Annotated in this window: 13 protein-coding genes; 6 read left to right on the top strand and 7 right to left on the bottom strand. The window is 56.7% G+C overall.

The window, feature by feature from the left end:
- Nucleotides 1–1008: 1008 nt before the first annotated feature.
- Nucleotides 1009–1635, bottom strand: a complete 627-nt coding sequence (locus J2858_RS12965) for a hypothetical protein (RefSeq protein ID WP_210105211.1) — start codon at nucleotides 1633–1635, stop codon at nucleotides 1009–1011.
- A gap of 200 nt (nucleotides 1636–1835) precedes the next feature.
- Here J2858_RS12965 and J2858_RS12960 point away from each other — a divergent pair, with 200 nt between their 5' ends.
- The 4 genes from J2858_RS12960 to J2858_RS12945 all read left to right on the top strand — a co-directional run bounded on the left by J2858_RS12960 (nucleotide 1836) and on the right by J2858_RS12945 (nucleotide 8445).
- Entirely contained in the window at nucleotides 1836–2954 is a 1119-nt protein-coding gene (locus J2858_RS12960) for a HamA C-terminal domain-containing protein (RefSeq protein ID WP_210105210.1), read from the top strand.
- Nucleotides 2951–5560 carry a DEAD/DEAH box helicase gene (locus J2858_RS12955; RefSeq protein ID WP_210105209.1) on the top strand — a complete coding sequence of 870 codons (2610 nt, stop codon included), beginning with the start codon at nucleotides 2951–2953 and terminating at the stop codon, nucleotides 5558–5560. The genes J2858_RS12960 and J2858_RS12955 overlap by 4 nt, the downstream gene beginning before the upstream one ends.
- Nucleotides 5561–5677: 117 nt before the next feature.
- A complete protein-coding gene (locus tag J2858_RS12950) occupies nucleotides 5678–6616 on the top strand; it encodes an SIR2 family protein (RefSeq protein ID WP_210105208.1) in 939 nt (312 codons plus the stop codon).
- Nucleotides 6613–8445 carry an ATP-binding protein gene (locus J2858_RS12945; RefSeq protein ID WP_210105207.1) on the top strand — a complete coding sequence of 611 codons (1833 nt, stop codon included), beginning with the start codon at nucleotides 6613–6615 and terminating at the stop codon, nucleotides 8443–8445. The genes J2858_RS12950 and J2858_RS12945 overlap by 4 nt, the downstream gene beginning before the upstream one ends.
- 110 nt (nucleotides 8446–8555) lie before the next feature.
- Here the strand turns inward: J2858_RS12945 and J2858_RS12940 are convergent, their stop codons facing one another.
- From J2858_RS12940 to J2858_RS24315, 5 genes are all read right to left on the bottom strand, one after another.
- Nucleotides 8556–10133, bottom strand: a complete 1578-nt coding sequence (locus J2858_RS12940; protein WP_210105206.1) for a helix-turn-helix domain-containing protein — start codon at nucleotides 10131–10133, stop codon at nucleotides 8556–8558.
- 73 nt (nucleotides 10134–10206) lie between these two features.
- Nucleotides 10207–11508 carry a hypothetical protein gene (locus J2858_RS12935; protein WP_210105205.1) on the bottom strand — a complete coding sequence of 434 codons (1302 nt, stop codon included), beginning with the start codon at nucleotides 11506–11508 and terminating at the stop codon, nucleotides 10207–10209.
- A gap of 531 nt (nucleotides 11509–12039) precedes the next feature.
- Entirely contained in the window at nucleotides 12040–13971 is a 1932-nt protein-coding gene (locus tag J2858_RS12930) for an AAA family ATPase (protein ID WP_245365740.1), read from the bottom strand.
- Nucleotides 13964–14752, bottom strand: a complete 789-nt coding sequence (locus J2858_RS12925; protein WP_210105204.1) for a metallophosphoesterase — start codon at nucleotides 14750–14752, stop codon at nucleotides 13964–13966. Before J2858_RS12925 ends, J2858_RS12930 begins: the two co-directional genes overlap by 8 nt.
- Nucleotides 14749–15093 (bottom strand): DUF6634 family protein, encoded by a 345-nt coding sequence (locus tag J2858_RS24315; RefSeq protein WP_348635484.1) that lies wholly within the window; start codon nucleotides 15091–15093, stop codon nucleotides 14749–14751. The genes J2858_RS12925 and J2858_RS24315 overlap by 4 nt, the downstream gene beginning before the upstream one ends.
- A 194-nt stretch (nucleotides 15094–15287) precedes the next feature.
- Between J2858_RS24315 and J2858_RS24350 the strand changes: the two genes are divergently transcribed.
- The gene (locus tag J2858_RS24350; protein ID WP_210105203.1) at nucleotides 15288–15572 is read left to right on the top strand and encodes a helix-turn-helix domain-containing protein; all 285 of its coding nucleotides are present in this window, start codon (nucleotides 15288–15290) and stop codon (nucleotides 15570–15572) included.
- 179 nt (nucleotides 15573–15751) lie between these two features.
- Here the strand turns inward: J2858_RS24350 and J2858_RS12915 are convergent, their stop codons facing one another.
- On the bottom strand, nucleotides 15752–17206 hold the full coding sequence (locus tag J2858_RS12915) for a TrkH family potassium uptake protein (RefSeq protein WP_210105202.1): 1455 nt from the start codon (nucleotides 17204–17206) through the stop codon (nucleotides 15752–15754).
- 102 nt (nucleotides 17207–17308) lie between these two features.
- Here J2858_RS12915 and ilvA point away from each other — a divergent pair, with 102 nt between their 5' ends.
- Entirely contained in the window at nucleotides 17309–18559 is a 1251-nt protein-coding gene (gene ilvA, locus J2858_RS12910; RefSeq protein WP_245365967.1) for a threonine ammonia-lyase, read from the top strand.
- The last annotated feature ends 35 nt before the right edge of the window (nucleotides 18560–18594 follow it).

The raw sequence follows: 18594 nt of genomic DNA, 5'->3' as shown, positions 1-18594 counted from the left end.
CCGAAGCCGAGGAGCAGTATTACGCCATGCTGGACGCACCAGCCTGGGCCGCATAACTTAAACGAAATGGCCTCCGGCAAACCCGGCGCGGTTCACTGGCAGCTTCGAGGGAGGGTTCGATGTCCACCGATCGTCATCCTGAGCGCCTGTGACACTCACGGTTTCGATGCTATGTCGCACGCTACCGTTGGAAACGGCTTCTTGGCGCTCGGGGCTCGTTCAGTCCTGGCAACGTCTTTGCCAGTTGGAGGTATCCAATCCGCTGTTTACATTTCTCGCCTGCTAATACGCCTCGCGGCCTACATTCCAGCTCACTTGAAGGAAATCGGGACAGCCGTTTCATGGCTTCATTTCGTATCCGGAATGATCCGTATGTGGTGTGCGTCAGATATCCTCGATGACCTAGTCGGCACGTCCGAAAAAGTGAGGGAAGAGCGGGCCCGACTTCAAAATGAAGCGAACTATGACATAAATACTGGACGACGCGACTGGTACGACCGAATGTTGGATGCCCTAGTGGATGTCCTCAAAATCGATCGGTTAGCAGTCGAGCGAAAGGCAAACGCCGCAATGGCGCGAAGTGAGGCGATTCGATATGTGCATCTCGGTAGCCCCGAGACAATCATCATTTCCGCGGATACAGTTCGAGAGACTGCTGGTTCGTACTACGAACGTTGGGACGAACGATGGTCGGTCAGAGACTACAGTGAATAACTACGATCTCTCATGCCTTGATCTGATCAGATCGATGTCGCAGTGCCCAGCTCACATTGAGCCTGCGACGAGCGCAATTGGCGCAAAGTTAACAACGCATTTCCGCCCAAGGCCGCCATTCCAAGGACAAAACAGTTGCGGTGTTTTCGTCGGGTGCACCATTCGGCCACTCCAGATGAATTAAAACAACTCGATCGTTAGCGCCACTCACTTGAGCCACATCTGCGGGAAGCAGAACCCACCTTATATCACTTTGGGCGCTCGACGCTTCAAGTCGTCACGCGCTTGCCTGAGTCATCTTGCGGCCTTTCTGGTCCGTGCGACAATCGTTCTCTTGATTGGTTCCGGCAGAAGCGTGTGTATCGCTTTCCTGTCCTTACCCGGCCGGTAGCAGTTGATTTTCTCTCCTACGGTGGAAGCGCATTTCGACAAGGTCTCCATCAGTATGTCACGTTTCATCGCCTTCTGGTTTGCCTTAAACATCAAGTGGTAGAACGAGGTCCACAAGATGACCGAGTCGTCGAAGTTAATCTTGTTTTTGGGACCTGCGAGAGAGGTGCAGCCGCCGTTGCTGAAAACGGCCTCCGCCATAGCTGACGTCGAGGCCAGACAGGTGGACAGGAACAGGCGTTTGCCTTCTAATGCCGGACCGACGATCTCGCCCACTTCTTGCGTGGTCATATCGTCGAGTGTCATGCTGATGCCGCTCCTGCTGCCGTGGCAGGAGATATGCAGATAGCGGTAGTTGCTCTCCTCGAATTCACCAACGAAGTGTTCGAACTCCGTCATGGTACGGACGTAGCGGTACAGCGGGTTTTTATTAGACATGCGAAGAGAGCGGTAGATCATCTCGCCTTCGCGATAATCAGCCTCCTCTTCGAACTTGAGCGATTCGATGATGAACACTTCCGGCTTCGTCATGTGGTGCCCCTTCATTCATACAGGCGGACGCGCCTCAACGGAGCGATCTGACGGATACAAGGCAGGCTCAAGTCTACCAATACTGCACGTTGCCAATGGCGAACGGAGCGATTTCAACTCTGTTGATGCTAACCAGGGAGATGATCGAAACAAAAAGTGGATAGCGTGTAAAGCCAGTAGGATTAGCTCACAATCTATACGTGAAGTCTTATATTGAAAAGACGAATCACTGTGGAACCGTGCCTTTGAGCATACCGGACACAAATCCTCTTTTAGCGGCGCTGCAGGCGCTGTTGAACCCTTCGACGGTTGACGAGCATCTCGTCTGCGCCGGCGCGGACGCTATCGATGCCTTGGGAGACGGTCCGCGGACGTTCCTGCTTCATGTCAGGTTCAACGAAGACATCCCGAAGATTGAAGACCTCGCTCGGTACCTTTGGGAGCAGTGCTTCTTTTATGCCCTGCCTCGGCGAAGGCAGCTGGCGCTTGCAAAGGAAGCCGAAAAAGACCCATCGGCAATGCTGAGAGTGGCCAAGGCCGCCCGCGACGCCTTCATCACTTTCAACGCGAAGAATCCTAGCAGGGCTAGCGAAGTTGCGGAGGTTCTCGCCTATTGCGTTGTGCAGCATTACCTCGAGGCCTCCCAAGTTGTGGCCAAGATGGGATTGAAGACCTCATCAAACATGCCCGTCCACGGTCTGGACGGTGTACACGCAAAGTACGAGAACGGAGCGCTCACCATTTATTTCCTTGAAGCCAAGCTCGCGAAAAGCGCGAATGGCGGGGCCAAGGACTACGCGGAGTCTGCGTCCAATTTTCTCTCGAACCGTTCACAGTATTTACGGGAATACCAGATCGTGTCGGAACTTGGGAACCTCGATGCCTTGGACGAGCCTGAACGCCAGCTGGCGCTGGATCACTTCGACATTCTGGGGAAGCCGAAGCTCCATCGCCGCGAACGCTACATTGGCGTCATCTGCTACTCCGAGAAGAAGTATGAAGACAAGTTGGCCGTGACCGACGGCGCGATCGACGTCCACGAAAAGAATTTTACCACCATTTACGCCGCCAAACACGATCATCACCGAGCTGCCGCATTTAAGCACCTGAAAAGCTGCGGAGCCACTCCGCGCAAGTGCATGGTTTTTTACATCGCCGTGCCCGACGTGAACGCGCTGCGTGAGAGCTTTTACCAGGAAATGGGTGTGCCTTTTCCTGCTGGAATGGAAGATTACGACGTGCCTGACGAGGACGGTGACGCGGACGTCGACGAGATTGAAGCAGTCGTCACAGCGGGGCTGGAGGAGGTTTCGAATTGAGCTTCGCACTTGATCTTTCCGATCGCCTGACTAGCCATCAGGCGTTCCACGACATCTACAATTCCCTCCAAGGGGCCGCGGCGGTGAAGACGTTGGGGCAGCCGATGACTCACCTCGAACCGGCGTTGAACGAGGATGTGGTCTTCAAGATGCTCTATTGCGCTGGTGTCTTCTCTCAGACTGAGAGCGAGAAATACCGCCACCTCGCGCAGTCGATTGCTTTGAACATGTTGCTTCTGGACCATGGCGAGAATGCCCGAAGCCGAAGTCTTCGTCTGCTTAGCGATCTCGGCAACTTTCCAGCCGTCACCTATGCTGCGGGCCATGGCGGTGCCGAGCCAGGCGGTAATTTCCTGGCGGAGTTCCTCCGGACTTCGATCTCGAAAGCTCTGAATACCGTCGAAGTAGGTGCCGAATCAATCGCGCTTACCGATTTCCAGAAAGAGGCGTGGGACAGTTTACCCGATGCCAACACGATCGCCATCACCGCGCCGACATCAGCAGGGAAGTCGTTCCTGGTGATCGAACACATGTGCCGCTCGATCGAGGCCGCGTCCCAGTTTTGCGCCGTCTTTGTCGCGCCCACGCGCGCGCTACTGTCAGAAGTCTTCGAGAGCGTGACACGGAGGCTCGCCGGCAAATCGGGCATCCGGATATCGACCGTTCCCAGTCGTGACTCCGAAGATTTGCCCAAACAGGTATTCATCCTGACACAGGAGCGGTTCCAAGTCCTTCTGGCCGTTTCCGACATGGTCTTCGACCTGATAATCGCGGACGAGGCGCAGAACATGTCTGATGGTTCCCGTGGCATGATCCTTCAGGAGTGCCTTGAGCAGGCCTTGGAACGCAGCGGCGACACTCGGCTAGTGATGCTCGCCCCCGGCGCTGACGGCTTCAAAGAGGTCGGAACGGCAATCGGCAGGAAGGAGATGCGGATCGCCGCCTCGTCGATGCCTTCTGTCATCCAAAACAGGATCGTGGTTACGAAGAGCATGGTGCCGCACACACTCGAACTGAGTCTGTTGACGGAAACGGGCACGCAGAATCTGGGCCGCCTTACGGGCACTCGCGGATTCGATCTGCCGGCCACCCGTCTGGCCGCAGTGGTGCTTGAACTCGGCCAGCAGGACGGTTCCCTGGTGTACTCGACCGGACCCAAAGACTCCGAGACCGTCGCTAAGCTCATAGCGCGCGAATGCAAAGTAGTCGGCGATAAGTCGCTCGAAGACTTGGCCGTGTTCATCGAGAAACATATCCATGAGCGCTATGGTTTGGCAGACCTTGTGCGCAGGGGGGTGGCGTTTCACTACGGCAAGATGCCGACCCTCCTCAGGGAGTCGCTGGAGGCCGCGTTCAAGCAGGGGGCAATAAAGTTCCTAGCCTGTACAACGACGTTGTTCCAAGGTGTTAACCTGCCCGCGCGAAACGTTTTCATCGATACTCCGAAGCGGGGATCGGGCGACGCGCTCGAACCTGCGGCGATATGGAATTTCGCCGGCCGCGCTGGAAGAATGAAAAAAGACATAGTGGGCAATGTGTTCCTCGTCGACTATCAGGAATGGTCGGCGAAACCGATGGATCGATTCGTCGGCTACAGCATTGAGCCCGCCTTCAGGAGAACTGTCACCGACGCATCGGATCGGGTCCACCGAGCATTGGCGGGTGACATGCCCACCGTCGGCCGGCGAGACGAGGAGGGCCTTCGGGTAAGGTCTGCGGCGGGGCTGCTGATCTCTAGGGCGGCGAAAGGCGATCTCGCGCCCTTCGTCGAACGGACTCTGAGCGAACTTGCAGTGGAAGATCGAACCGCTCTCGTGGAAATATCTAACGCCGCGAAAACGGAGATAGGCCTGCCGTCTACATTGCTCGCGACGAACTGGACCGTCGATCCTTTCGGGCTCCGGCGTCTTTATGACAACATGCTTGCGAAAATTGCCGAAGGCGACTTTGACGAGTTGATACCAGTTAACCCGCACGACACAGGCTCGAAAAAGAGGTACGCGTCGATTTTCCTCAGAATCCAACGCTGTGTCTTCAATGTTCAGAACGCGTTTGGGGCCGTGGCGGCGGGTACCGCGGTAGAGTGGATGAAGGGACTGCCGTATCCCGCGCTGCTAGCGATCGCGGTGAGGAAGGCCGAGGAGAAGCGAGCTAAGAAGATCGCGGATAACGAAGCTGAGAAGGTGGCGAATCCCAACGCCAAAGTGCGGACTCCACGCGAGGTCGACATCAACGGCGTCATCCGACGCGAGTTCGATATGATTGAAGACGTGTTGCGGTTTCAATACGTCCAACTGGGCAAAGCCTATGTCGACATATTGAACCTGGCGCTGCGGGAGTCGGGAAACGCTGCGCGCATAGCCGAAATCTTCGACTTTCCTCTTGCCCTCGAACTAGGTGTGGCAACCAAATCCGGATGGTCTTTCATGGAACTGGGACTATCGAGAATTGCGGCTTCTGCACTTGAGCCGAACTTTCCCAATTCGAACCTATCGGTCCAGGATGCCCGAGCATGGTTGGCTACGGTTGACGTCCGTGATCTGGGTTTGAGCTCCGTTATTGTGGACGAGCTGAAGAAGTTGAATCTCATCCAGTTGGCGGCGTAGGGCGACATCATGGCTAGGACTCTGGTTCTTTCAGACAATCCTGAAGAAGTACGGAAGCTGGCTGAGTCCTACATTCAGTCCGGAAACCTCAACTTCCTGATAGGGTCAGGAGCGTCCATGCCCGCGATCAACGTCGCAGGAAACATCGAGGCGGAAATCAACAGCCTCATGATCGGCGGTAACGTAGCCGACGCTGATCTCAGGGCGCTCGAGTTTATCGAGGAACTTGCCGAGACCAACGTTGATCTGCTCGCGGACATCGACGATCCGGCCCTCAATGAGACGCTTGGAAATTACACCGACTTTCTTTCAGCAGTGGACGGAATTTTGTTCGAGCGAAAGAACATCCTGCTGCCCCGGCAAGCAAACATCTTCACCACCAACTACGATCTTTTCATCGAGAAGGCGGCGTCCAAACTCCCCAATGTTACCTTGAATGATGGCTTCGACCGGACATCCGCGGTTGGGAGTAGATATGTACTCTCGCCCGAGAAATATTTCGACAGGACCTATCGATCCGGCAGCTCGATCGACCGGATCGCGGAACTGCCAGTCATAAACCTAATCAAAGTGCACGGCTCGCTGAGCTGGCAACGCGACGCCGATAAGGAGATTCGTTTCGCGTCCGACGGTGTATCACTTTCAGGTCACGTCCAGAAAAACGATCCAAGTGCTGTTTCTAACGCCTTGGCCAAGAGGGCAGTGATCCTGCCGAACATCCGCAAATTCGAGTCGACGCTTCTGGAACGGGTCTATTTCGATTTGCTTCGTCTCTACTCGAACTGCATGGACAGGGATAACGCGCTCCTCATCGCGTTCGGCTTTTCTTTCGCAGACGAGCATATTCTGGACATCACGAGGCGGGCGCTACGCAATCCAACGTCGCAATTACTGATGTTTGCCTATTCTAACGCTAACGCCCTCGCGTTCTCAGATAAATTCTCGCAGAACAGGAACGTGACCGTAATCGATCCAGGCGCTGGGCCACCGACGGACTTCAAGGTATTCAATTCAATCCTTCGACAGGTCATTCCGCAAGGCGGTAAATCCGTATGAGCGACGTCCGTCTGCAAAAGGAAGCTGTCCTTCGTATCGGAGAAGTCTCGGGTGTCACAGGACGGCGCATTCTGGTGACGGTCGATAAGGACAAAAACCTATCGGAGCTGTTCTACGACGGCGACCTTTTGAGGAACATCGCGGTTGGAAGCTACGTGGATATCCGAAAGGGTTTCATGAGCCTCATCGGGAAGGTTGACGGCGAGAACGCGAACCCGGATTCTTCAAGATTAGAGTACCCTGAGCCTATCGTGCGCGGCCGTCGTGTGCTCTCGATATCGCTGGTTGGTTTCATCGATCGGAAAGGTAGCTTCTTCGGGGGTACAAAGGAGCTGCCACTGGTCGGCAACGAGGCTTTTCTTCTCACCCGCGAACGCGTGCTTCAGGTCCACAATCTGATCGCGGAGGATGGCATCGCCCTGCACATCGCTACGTCGGAATATGAAGGCTACGACATTGCGCTTCCGGTCGACGGGCTCATGAACAGTCACATTGCCATTTTTGGAAACACGGGCAGCGGTAAGTCGAACACGCTCGCAACGCTTTACCAGAATTTCGTCGCGGAGCTACGAGCGATAAACTCCGAAGCGTTCAACGAGAGTTGCCGGATCGTTGTGCTAGACTTCAACGGCGAATACGCGCACGCGGATTGTATTGCGGTGGACAAGACAGTCTACAATCTTTCGACTCGAACCGACCAGGGCGACAGGATTCCATTAGGCAACGCCGGACTTCTGGACATTGAAATGCTGTCGATCGTGTCGGATGCGACCGAAAAAACTCAGAAGCCATTCCTGCGTCGTGTTCTAACGCAGTACGAAAGGGTGATGGAGGGAAACGATCCTGCGGAACACCTGAGGAACATGATCCGCCAACAGGTGGCGCAAATCCTGAGGATGTCGGACAAGGTCAGGGCCGACTTGCTCTTCGATTATCTGCGTCAGTTGCTTCCCGAGCACGACCCCGGTGGAAACGTAGTCGAGATAGCCATGGACCTGGAGTGGCACAACAACACCTCCCAGTTCAGATGCGGTCAGAATTGGCTGCGCGACGATCCAGGCGCGATATTGAACACGGTCGTTTACCAGCACATCGCCAATTTCGCGTTCGCTGGCGACATTATCGAGGATTTCGTCACGTTCTCTTACGTCCAATTGATCTACGACGTGTTAGCGAACCGCGCCCAGAACGAGCATATCGCGCCCGTCATAAACAAACTGCGCAGCAAGCAGAAAGACATCCGCAAGGTGTTCGATCCAGCGATTGAGGGAGAGCTTTTCGAAAGCAACATCGTTGTGATCAATCTCAACGACGTCAATTTGGAAATGAAGAAGACTATTCCGCTACTTCTGTGCCGGCGTATTTACCAGGAGCACAAGACTTCGTTTCAGGGCAAGACGCTCAATATCGTGATCGACGAAGCCCACAATATCCTATCAACTGAGTCCTCGAGAGAGACCGAGGGCTGGAAAGACTACCGTCTCGAAACGTTCGAAGAGATAATCAAGGAAGGACGTAAGTTTGGCGTCTTTGTGACGATCGCCAGCCAACGTCCCAATGACATCTCTCCCACGATAACCTCTCAGGCCCACAACTACTTCATTCATCGGTTGATCAACCAAAAAGACCTGCAATCGATTGCTAGCGCCGTGTCTTACATCGACAAGCTCACGGAGGAGTCCATTCCGACGTTGCCGACAGGAACCTGCATCTTTAGCGGCATGGCTGGGCAGATGCCGTTGAAGCTCAACATCAAGGCGCTCGAACATCGGCTGCAGCCCAAGAGCACTACACTGCGGTTTGATTCGTTGCTTTCTCGCGATGACTAACCGCAGCACAGGCTTCAACGATCATCTATCAATGATCGTGGTCGCGTTGAGGCCCAATTTCGCACCTCGGCTGGTCGCCTTCAGCAAATCCGGTCGTCAACGGTTCAATGTCAGCCGATCGGGATTCTAAACTGGACTTGGGCGTCGAGTTGGTCGTCGATCTCCACTGAAAGGTCACCGCCCCAGTCCGAGGCTATCGACCTCGCATACTCGAGACCCATGGCGGATAATAGCTCCACCGGCATCGCCACACCATAGTGCCCCCCAAATGCCTTTGTAGACCTCCAACTCTTCCCCAGCCTGCCCGTGTACGTGAGGACACAGCTGTTCCCGTCAATCCACCCGGCGACGTCTCGGTCGTGAAGCGGATCGAAGTTTCCTATGCAAAGCGCCGAAACAAAGAACAGGGATTGCTCCACTGGTTCTCTCGCGACATTGATCATCGTGCCGTTGAACTTGAAACTGCGTCTGAGCTTTTCGTCGAGAAGGCCCTCGCACGTAGCGAGCACGCCCGTGACCAGCTTTTCGTAGTCCATCTTTTGGGCGGGGAGGTCGTTGTCGGGAAAATGGACGCCCGCCAGAGGTAGCTTCATCCCTTGAAAGAATTCTTCGTAACTCTTCCCCGACACGCCGATATGGTTCACCTGCGAGCGCACTCGCGTGGCCCACGATGTCCGCACGGCGCGTTCAGCCATGTTGTAATTGACCATCCGCCCGCGCAACGCTTGGAGTTCCTCTCCCAGTTTCGCATTGGCGGAAGACAGCTGCGCGATTTGGAGGCTAAGCGTGTCGATCGCGTTGCGATATATGCTGACGTCGTAGCCGATGCCCAACTTCCTCCCATCAGACATCTTCATTATTCGCCAGCTCAGGACCTTAGACTCATCGAGGCGAACCTCTGACGTATCCCATTCGTCGTAAGTCGACTCGCCGAATGTACGCAGGTAGATGCGCCACGTGTCCAGCGAAGGCGCTCTTCCCTGGCTAGCACCCATTTTCCCCAAAGCGTTGGCGAAGGCGTCGTTGTAGCCGGCAACGTCGTCATCGCGATCCCAAACGATCGCGGGACATGGGAAATTCGCCCACCACTTCGTCTCGTGGGTGGGTACGGTCACTTCCGGAGAATCGGGAGCCGACACATGGGCGATGGCGTTCGTGCCCGCGTCGGTTAGTTTGAAATGCGCGGTCTTTCCGACGAGCTTCCGCGTCACGAGCCCGGAGGACGAGAGCACCAACATCACCCGTGAGAGGTTGGCGTCGCCGATTTTGACATGATCGAGGATCGCCTGTCGGCTTGCCGCCAGGTCTTGGCTGCGCAGGAACAAGAGAATGGAGCGGACATGCTTACGCTCCAGGACCTCTTCGATCGGCTGGGCCTCGGCAAAACGATGCGCACGAGCCATCATCTCGTGCATCGTCTTGATCTGCCCAGCAGCCTCGAGGTTGCCCTTTCGTCGGAAATGACCCGCGACGAATTTCTGGAGATTTTGCCAGTCTATGAGTTCGTCGTCGAAGATGCGCGCCGAAAGCAATCGCCAAGTTGCCTCGAAGAGAGACGCGGAGATGTGGGGCGTGAGTTCGTCGTGGGCAAAAGCCGCTTTCACGATCGGCTGTGCCTCGTCGACCGGTACCTCGCCGCGGCCGATGAGTTCAAGCTGTTTGCTGATTTCTCGAGCTGTCGTTTCCATGGCCATCATCGCTCACTTTACATCGCTTTACATCGTGCTTATCAGCGCAAGTGTCAACCATCTGGCGTAAAGTTCAGGTAAACTTAGTTACCCATGTTTCACTTGTAAGTGTGTCCGCCAACGCAACAAGTGGACCTTCGCGTCGCAGGAGCACATAGCCGACTGTGTCCGGACGCACAGGATAACGCTGTTGGACGACAAACGTTGTCGTGGCATGCCGCACACTCGCGAAGTATGATCGGGTGATGTGACTCTCCATTGTCTTGTCGTCGCCGCACGACGGCACCAGCAGGAAATCGACGTCGAGTTCCGCATAGGGTCCTTCGTGTTGTAGGTCGCAGAAGTCCAGGCATATCGCCAGCGCCACGAGTCCTTCGGATGTGACGATGATGGGGAATCGTTTGCCAGGAACGATGCCTTCGCGCTCGATGCGGCCGCCGCCGTATGCCAGCCTCTTGTCGTAAGTCACGATCTTCTCGCCGTCGCCGTCGAGAACATGCGCCGTGTTCGTGTAGGTGGTGCCGTCGGTCTCGTGCCACGTGCCGGCGATCACGATCGCAGGCGGCAAAGCACCCGAGACGTAAGGGAACGGCTTCTCAGAGAGTATCTTGACCACGTCCTCCAGAGAGGTCGGGGAAACGAGTAGTTCCGGCAAGATGGTCGCGAAGCATCTCTCGTTGTGGGAGCGCGTGAGGCCCGTTTCGATTATGGCGGCGGTATTCTGCGTGGTCACACCATCGATCAGGAAAGTGCCGGACGCCTTCTTCTCCGAAAACTTCGGGGCTTCGAAAAGAACTCCGCCGAAACGGAGCGAGGCGTCGCACGGCCTCCTCTGATCGGCGTAATGGAAGGTGACCTCGGCTCCGTCGGCTGAAACCGGGATCAAGCGGTGGGCATACAAAATGCGCTTCTTGAATGACTCGTGGTCCTGCCCGGGCACCAGCGGCCGCCAACGCCTTCTCGGCACGGGCACCAGAAACGCGTCATCCTCATCGTCCTCGTCTTCGAAGGTAACCCGCCATGCGTCGTTTGGGTCCACTGGATGTCCACCTGTGTCGCCCATCATGAGCGCGAGCTCCAAGCTGCGTATGCGCACGACGAGGGCACGGAAGTTCGCCAGTTCGTCTCCGGGAGAGCCGGGAGTAAAACCGAACGCGTCGGTGGACAAAGAGTCGATCAAGTCGTCGGCATCGCGCTTGAGGTCAGATTCCTCCCAGTCGGAGAACCTTTTCTTGGTGCTAATCAGCGCCGCCGACGCGACCCTGTACATTAGGACGATCGCCGCACGGTAGTTGTCGGCATCCCGCGCCTTGAGAGTTCGCAAAGACTCGTGCAACGCGACCTGTTGGTCGTCGAAAGATTTCGTTTTCGGCATATGTTCCGTCCTCACTCTCGCTTTGGCGATTTGAGGACATGAAGTCAATAGCGACGTTGCAGTGCCAACATAGTACAACCGAATGCCGTCAGCGTTAGCAAATGCGAACGCCTACGCGACATCCATGACGGTCTCTATTCCTCAGCGCGGTCACGTGGTCCTTGGCGCAGCCACCGGGACAGAGCCGCATCGACCTCCTGCTCGATCGCCTCCTTGTCCGCACCTGCTAAGGCATCCTCGGCAGCTTCCGAACCAACGATGAATCGCCGGCGTCGTAACCCAATGGGTCATCAGTAGAGGGAACGGGATTGTCCGCTGTCGGCGACGCCGCTTCCGCGTGCAAGGTGGTCTGTGCCCGCTCGGCTTGCGCCTGCCGTCTGGATACCAGAATACGCCGTCCCAGTGGACGAAACCCAATCTCGTCGAGACCCGAACCGAAGGAGCGATCGTCAATATGTCTCTCTGCTCCTGTTTTGGACTTCATCGACCGTGATCCTCGCTTCTTCCGCGATCGACGTTTCCCCAGCATGTCTACGTACCCATGTTGCGAGGTATCTTCGCAAGGCTGACTGTTGGCCGACGGTGCCTTTCGACGATCTCCCGCACTTCATCGCCAGACAGTGACTTCGCTTGGATCAACCGGGCGGCAATCTCATCCAGGGCAGAACGTCTGTTCCTGAGGATGTTCTTTGCCCGCTCGAACTCGTTGCCAATTGTGTCGTGCACTCTCTTCTTCAAATCGGGGTCGCTCGCGCGAAGGGCGTCCAGGCGGGTGGGAGCGTTGTCCACCACGGCCAGCGTGTGTCCCATGCCGAGACCAACCTCCAGGAGGGTTGCGATTCTGGTCGCGGTATTCAGGTCGGCCGTTTGGGAACCTGCCGCACCGTCGAAGAACGCTTCGAACACCAGCGTTTCGGCAGCGATGCCTCCCAACGACACCGCGATATCGTCGAGGTAGGCAGCTCTAGTCCTACGCAGATGCCGCGGCAAGGAGTAGGTGGCTCCGCCAACCTGATTGCCGTTTCCAGGGATGGCGTAGCTGGCGATCGCAACGCTCACAAGTTCACCGAACCCAAGTTCAACGGCGACAATAGCATGCCCCGCCTCGTGTACCGCGACCGAATGAACGTAACTGGCGGGAAGCTCTAGGGCCGTCGGCAACTCTCGCACAATGTGATCGCCGGCTAAGTCTTCTCTTCTTCGGCGCGCCGATCTCTTAGCAAACCTAACGAGTTGCGCGATATCGGCTCCGGAGTACCCTTGAGTCGAAAGCGTGAACTGCTCAACCTGCTTCGGATCGAGATCGATGCCGCTGTGATACTTCAGGATTGAGTATCGGGCACTTTCATCAGGCAGCGAAACTTCGAAATGCTGACCGAGCCTGCCTGCTCGACGGATTGCCGGGTCCAACTGCTCTGGATTGTTACAGGCTGAGATGACGATCACCCCTTTTCGGCGGTTGAACCCGTCCAACAATTCGAGAAAACCCGCAATCACGGCCCGCATGTAGCCACGGTTCCGGTCCGTCTCACTTCGATCCCCGAATGTGTCGACCTCATCGATAAACAATATCGCGGGAGCTTTGGCCTTAGCCTCTTCGAAAGAGGCACGCATCGCCTTCAAATGATCGTCCAGAGCGCCTGCCGTTTGCCAGCTCGAAACGGAACCGTAAACTAGAGGAACACCGCAGGTTCGCGCCAAAGCACCAGCAAACATCGTTTTCCCTGAACCCGGCGGCCCCGAAATCAAGACTCCGCTGTCGACTTCCTCCCACTGGATTCGTCCAGCCCTGAATTCCTCGAGGTCGAAAGCTAGATCGCACCCCCACTCGAACAACGCTCCGAACCCGTGCATTTCTGCAAGCGTTGGTCCTTCGGATTCGTTGTCCGCTGCAATTGGTGGGTCTCGCGGGTATTGCCGAAGCCGATCCAACGCGGCAGTCGGCGTCCGACGGGTCTGAAAAGCCTGTTGCAATCGAGACCATGTCTCCGAAATCAGGATTTCGACGTCTCTCTCCGTTACGGGAATCCCGAAACGCCGTAGCGCCGCCTCCGCGTGCCTTCTCGTCGGAGGCGCAACGCTGACTACGGCATCCGCAAAAAGCCATGCCTCTGTGTCGAGTGGCTGCTCTGGTCCTGCGAAGAAAATCGCCTGGTCCTTGTTAAGGGCGGCGACTTGGTCCCTATGGTGTTTTTTGTCCCAAGCGCTAATGCACGGATTGTAGTCCCGCTCCTCCCGGAGCGCCATCAGAAAGACCTCGGCAGCCTGAGAGTAAATCGGCAAGAAACAGTCGCGTTGAATCTGCAGGATAGCGATGAACTTGGAATTTTTCCGGTTACGAGATCGAAGTGCCGCCGCGATTCCGCAATATGCAAGGTAGACGGGCAGGGTCACATAGGGATCGTCGCTCGTTTTTGACAGCTTCCACGGGCAACGCAATCGCTTCTCAGAACGTCTAGCCAACAGACCAATCTCCCAGGCGGATTACAAGACCCGGATCGAAATCAGGAACTGGTTCGTCGGGGTAGCCTCGCGGGTTGCAGATCACTCGGGTGTCAACGATTGTGTAGTCGCTACGATTGTGCAGATGACCGTGAAACCAGGCGATAGGTTGGTACATGGCGATGTCCGGCTCGAGGTCTGAGACGAAGCTTGGCGTCAGGGGAGCGCCAACAAATTCCGGAGCGAGAGAAAGAACACTGGGTGCGTGATGCGTTACGACCACCGTCGAGCCAACATATGGCTCTTCAAGGGTGGTCCGGATAAAGTGCTTGTCCATGCTGTTGAATCGGCTCGCATGGCCAGACGTGAACCGCTGAAACGGCTCCTTTGAAACCTTGATTTTTCGATAGTCGTTGAGCTCCGTCTGCGCACTACGCATCGCCCAGGACATATTGCCGTAAAGGTTGAAGTCTCCCCACAGCGTCGCGCCAACGAACCGATAACCGCCAAGCGTGACCACACGGCGGCTCAACACGTGAACGTTTGGATACCGCTCAGCAGCGATTTCCAGCGCTTCCTTCAGTCCCTCTACGATCGAGGCGCGGTAGTATTCGTGATTTCCGGGGACCAGGATTACTGGCATCGACCGCGAAACGTGTTCGCCGAGATAGCGGACCGTCCTACCAGGACCCCCATCGCAAACATCGCCGGCACAAATGCAGACGTCAGCCTCGGGAACCTTCAACGAACCGGGCTTTTCGTCGAACTCGGTGTGAAGGTCTGAAAAAATCCAAGCCTTCATGACCAGCCCCTATTTCGATCATCGAATTGTGCAGGTTCGACCGGCGTCCCAAGTCTGTACCAGCGAGAGAACGTCCTCGCGAGACCGGCTTGCGGGTCGAGGTAGTAGAGCTCACTTGAAAAGCACGGCTTCCCGTCGCCAATCCTCGGGTGTCCGGTTGTAGTGCCAATCAGACAGGGGACCGTCCGACTTGCCAATGCCCATCGGTCAAGCCGAACTGTGGGCAGGGGGGCTGCAGTCCCCTCGCTAATTACGTCCAGATCGTCGGCTAAGGACCTTAAACTGAAAACAAGGTCAGTTCGGCTAACTCCAAACCAGTTATCGGAAAAATTGCCTTGCATCGAACACCTCGCCCTGAGGCCACGCCGGGCACCGCAACCCGCACGGCTGGAAACTGCACCGACCGTAGCGGTCGGCCCCTTGATTCGTTGATATCGGTGTCCGTTCATAGGCGTTTTTTACCGTTAAGCAGAGTCTTTTTTTCATACTGTACGTATAATTTGACAAGGATATCGAATGCCGGTCTTTCAGCGCAATGGCGACGGTATTGACGGCAGATTTAATACGTGCGGCTCGAGCCCTGCTCGGGTGGAGCCAGCTCGAGCTTGCTCATAGGTCAGGAGTGACTCAGAAGGCACTCAGCGACTTCGAGCTTGAGAAGAAGCCGCTGACCGCCAAGGCCAGCGAGAAATTGCGGACTGCACTTGAGGACCATAAGGTCCAATTTATAGCCGTGAACTCCGAAACCAGCGGGGAGATCGTGGGAGGGGGCGTTCGCTGGCGTCCCGACCCGCCTCGTATGGATATCAAAATTCTCTAGTCGCACCCAGTATCGGTGAGGCGCGGGCTGTCGCCAGAACCGTGAATTATCCTAGCGCATGCTCGTGTGTTTTAGGACGTCCGCCCAAGTCGACAGTTCCGCGATCGCTGACCATACTTGGTTCGTACTTTCTCCCGTTAAGTGCACCACCGGCCCTTCTTTTCCCCCAGCATGCAGCCTCAATTCCGCCAGAACAGCGGCAAAAGCAGTACCATCACGGTAAGGATTTCGAGGCGGCCCAGCAGCATCATCAGCGAGAGCAGGTTGAGGGCCGGGTCGCTGATCGTTGAAAAATTGCCGACGGGGCCGATGAGATGGCCGATGCCGGGGCCGGTGTTGGACAGGGCGGTGACGACGGCGGAGCTCGAGGTCAAAAGATCGTAACCGAGCAATGTCATGCCGAGCGTGCCGATGACCCACAGGAAGATGAACAGCGTGACGAACAGGAAGACGCCGCGTTGTACTTCCATGTCAACGGGCGTGCGCCCGTAGCGCACCGGATAGATCGCATTCGGATAGATCAGCCGTTTAAGGCCGGCGCGCACCACATTGAACAGGATGACGAAGCGATAGGCCTTGATGCCACCGGCGGTCGAACCCGAGCAGCCGCCCATGAAAGTGGCAAACAGCGCCAGCGCCACGGCAAAGGGTCCCCACAGCGTATAGTCGTCGCTGGCAAAGCCGCCGGTCGACAGGATCGAGGTGATGTTGAAGAAGGAATGGATGAGCGCGCTGTCGATCGGCACGCCATTGCGCAGGTGGTGATAAATCCCGAGCGCCGTCCCCATGCCTGCCAGATAGCCGAGGAACACGGTAATCTGCGGGTCACGCAGCGTATCCAGCCGCCCCTTGATCGACAGCAGGATCAGCACGGAAAACGGCAGGCTGCATACGGCAAGAAAGATGGTGCCGATGACCAGCAACGCCTCGTTGTCGAAATAGGCAAACGAGGCGTCATGCGTGGAGAAACCGGCAGTCGCCACGGTCGACATGGCATGGTTCAGCGCATCGAAGTGGCTCATGCCGGCCAAGTCATAGGCAATCGTGCATGACAGGGTCAGAGCCACGTAGATGGCCATGAAGGCGCGGGTAAAGCTTGCGAGCTTGGCAAACGGCTTGTCGTTGGTGTCAGACGATTCCAGCTTGAAGATCGACATGCCGCCGACATGCAGTGACGGCAGGATGAACAGCCCCAGAGCCACGATGCCGATGCCGCCAAGCCAGCACAGAAGCGAGCGCCACATCAGGATACCCGGGGCCGTGGTATCCAGTCCGGAAATCACGGTCGAGCCGGTGGTCGTGATGGCGGAAATCGATTCGAACAGCGATTGCGAGAACGTGAGGCCGAGCGGCGAAAGATAAAAGGGAATGGCGCCGGCCAGCGAAAACACCGCCCACAGAAGGTTGACCAGCACAAAGCCGAGCCGCTTGGTGAAGACGGGTGGCGAGCCGCGCATGGCCATGGCGGTGGCACAGGACACGCCGCCGACCAGCGATCCCGACAGGGCAAACAACCGCCAGTCCGGATTGCCGTAATAGAGGTCGACGAATGCCGGCACGAACATGGCGATGGAAATGTAGAGCCCGCAAAGAGCCGCCACATACAGGGAGGATCGGAACAGATTTGCGTTCAAAAGCTGGATGTCCTGATGGTTGGGTCCGGAAAGAAGCTTTTGTCTCTCTCGATCAGCTATGGCATAGCGGGGGGCGAATGGAATTTCAACGGATGGAATATGATGAACCGCGCAGTTGTGGATGAGGCGATGGCCGCGATGCGGGAGATCTTTCCCGAGACCCCCCTGCAACTCAACGAGCATCTGAGCCGCCGTTTCGGGGCGGAGGTGTGGCTGAAGCGCGAGGATCTGTCTCCGGTGCGCTCCTACAAGATCCGCGGCGCCTTCAACTTTCTGCGCAAGGCCATTGCCGACGGCGCCCGCGGACGGACCTTCGTCTGCGCCTCCGCCGGCAACCATGCGCAGGGCTTTGCCTTTGTCTGCCGCCATTTCGAGGTGCCGGGCGTGGTCTTCATGCCGGTCACCACACCGCAGCAGAAGATCGACAAGACCCGCATGTTCGGCGGTCCTTTCATTACCATCCGCCTGATCGGCGATATCTTTGACCAGTGCTATGCGGCAGCGCGTGCGCATGTGGAGGAGATCGGCGGCATGATGGTGCCGCCCTTCGATCATGCCGATATCGTCGAGGGACAGGCAACCGTCGCGGCTGAAATTGCCAACCAACTTCCAGACGGCGTGACGCCCGATCTCGTCATCATGCCGGTCGGTGGCGGCGGGCTGTCGTCGGGCATGACGGGTTATCTCCTGGACACGCTCCAACGCGATGCCTTCCTGATGGTGGAGCCGGCAGGGGCGCCAAGCCTGAAGGAAAGCCTGAAGGCCGGCCATCCCATAACCCTTTCGAAAGTCGACAATTTCGTCGATGGCGCAGCCGTCGCGCGCATCGGCGACCTGAATTTCGAGGCGTTGAAACAGTTTCCCGAAACCCAGGTGATGGCGGTGCCGGAAAACGCCATCTGCGTCACCATCACCGAAATGCTCAATATCGAGGGCGTGGTGCTGGAGCCGGCCGGTGCGCTTTCGCTGACGGCGCTTTCAGCCCTTCCGGACGATGCGGTGAAAGGCAAGGTCATCATTGCCGTCGTCTCCGGCGGCAATTTCGATTTCGAGCGCCTGCCGGATGTCAAGGAGCGCGCCATGCGGTATGCGGGGCTGAAGAAATACTTCATCCTGCGGCTTGCCCAGCGCCCCGGCGCGCTGCGCGATTTCCTGAACCTTCTCGGCCCGGAAGACGACATCGCGCGCTTTGAATATCTGAAGAAATCGGCGCGCAATTTCGGCTCGATCCTGATCGGTATCGAAACCATCCGGCCGGAGAATTTTGCCAGCCTTCTGGCCCGCTTCGAGGAGGCGGGCCTTGGCTACCAGGACATTACCGAGAACGAGATCCTGGCAAACCTCATCATCTGATCATTTCTTCAACCGACGCCGGCTGCCGGCGTTTC

Source organism: Neorhizobium galegae (genome assembly GCF_017877135.1).
GTDB classification, from domain to species: domain Bacteria; phylum Pseudomonadota; class Alphaproteobacteria; order Rhizobiales; family Rhizobiaceae; genus Neorhizobium; species Neorhizobium galegae_A.
The sequence above is the reverse complement of the archived record's forward strand: the minus strand, read 5'-3'. Positions and strand labels throughout refer to the sequence as shown.

What these genes read in the sequence shown, in the direction of transcription:
- ilvA (WP_245365967.1), top strand. Translation starts at nt 17,309, where the DNA reads ATGAACCGCGCAGTTGTGGATGAGGCGATGGCCGCGATGCGGGAGATC.
- J2858_RS12965 (WP_210105211.1), bottom strand. Translation starts at nt 1,635, where the DNA reads ATGACGAAGCCGGAAGTGTTCATCATCGAATCGCTCAAGTTCGAAGAG.
- J2858_RS24350 (WP_210105203.1), top strand. Translation starts at nt 15,288, where the DNA reads ATGGCGACGGTATTGACGGCAGATTTAATACGTGCGGCTCGAGCCCTG.
- J2858_RS24315 (WP_348635484.1), bottom strand. Translation starts at nt 15,093, where the DNA reads ATGCAAGGCAATTTTTCCGATAACTGGTTTGGAGTTAGCCGAACTGAC.
- J2858_RS12945 (WP_210105207.1), top strand. Translation starts at nt 6,613, where the DNA reads ATGAGCGACGTCCGTCTGCAAAAGGAAGCTGTCCTTCGTATCGGAGAA.
- J2858_RS12950 (WP_210105208.1), top strand. Translation starts at nt 5,678, where the DNA reads ATGCCCGCGATCAACGTCGCAGGAAACATCGAGGCGGAAATCAACAGC.
- J2858_RS12940 (WP_210105206.1), bottom strand. Translation starts at nt 10,133, where the DNA reads ATGGAAACGACAGCTCGAGAAATCAGCAAACAGCTTGAACTCATCGGC.
- J2858_RS12925 (WP_210105204.1), bottom strand. Translation starts at nt 14,752, where the DNA reads ATGAAGGCTTGGATTTTTTCAGACCTTCACACCGAGTTCGACGAAAAG.
- J2858_RS12935 (WP_210105205.1), bottom strand. Translation starts at nt 11,508, where the DNA reads ATGCCGAAAACGAAATCTTTCGACGACCAACAGGTCGCGTTGCACGAG.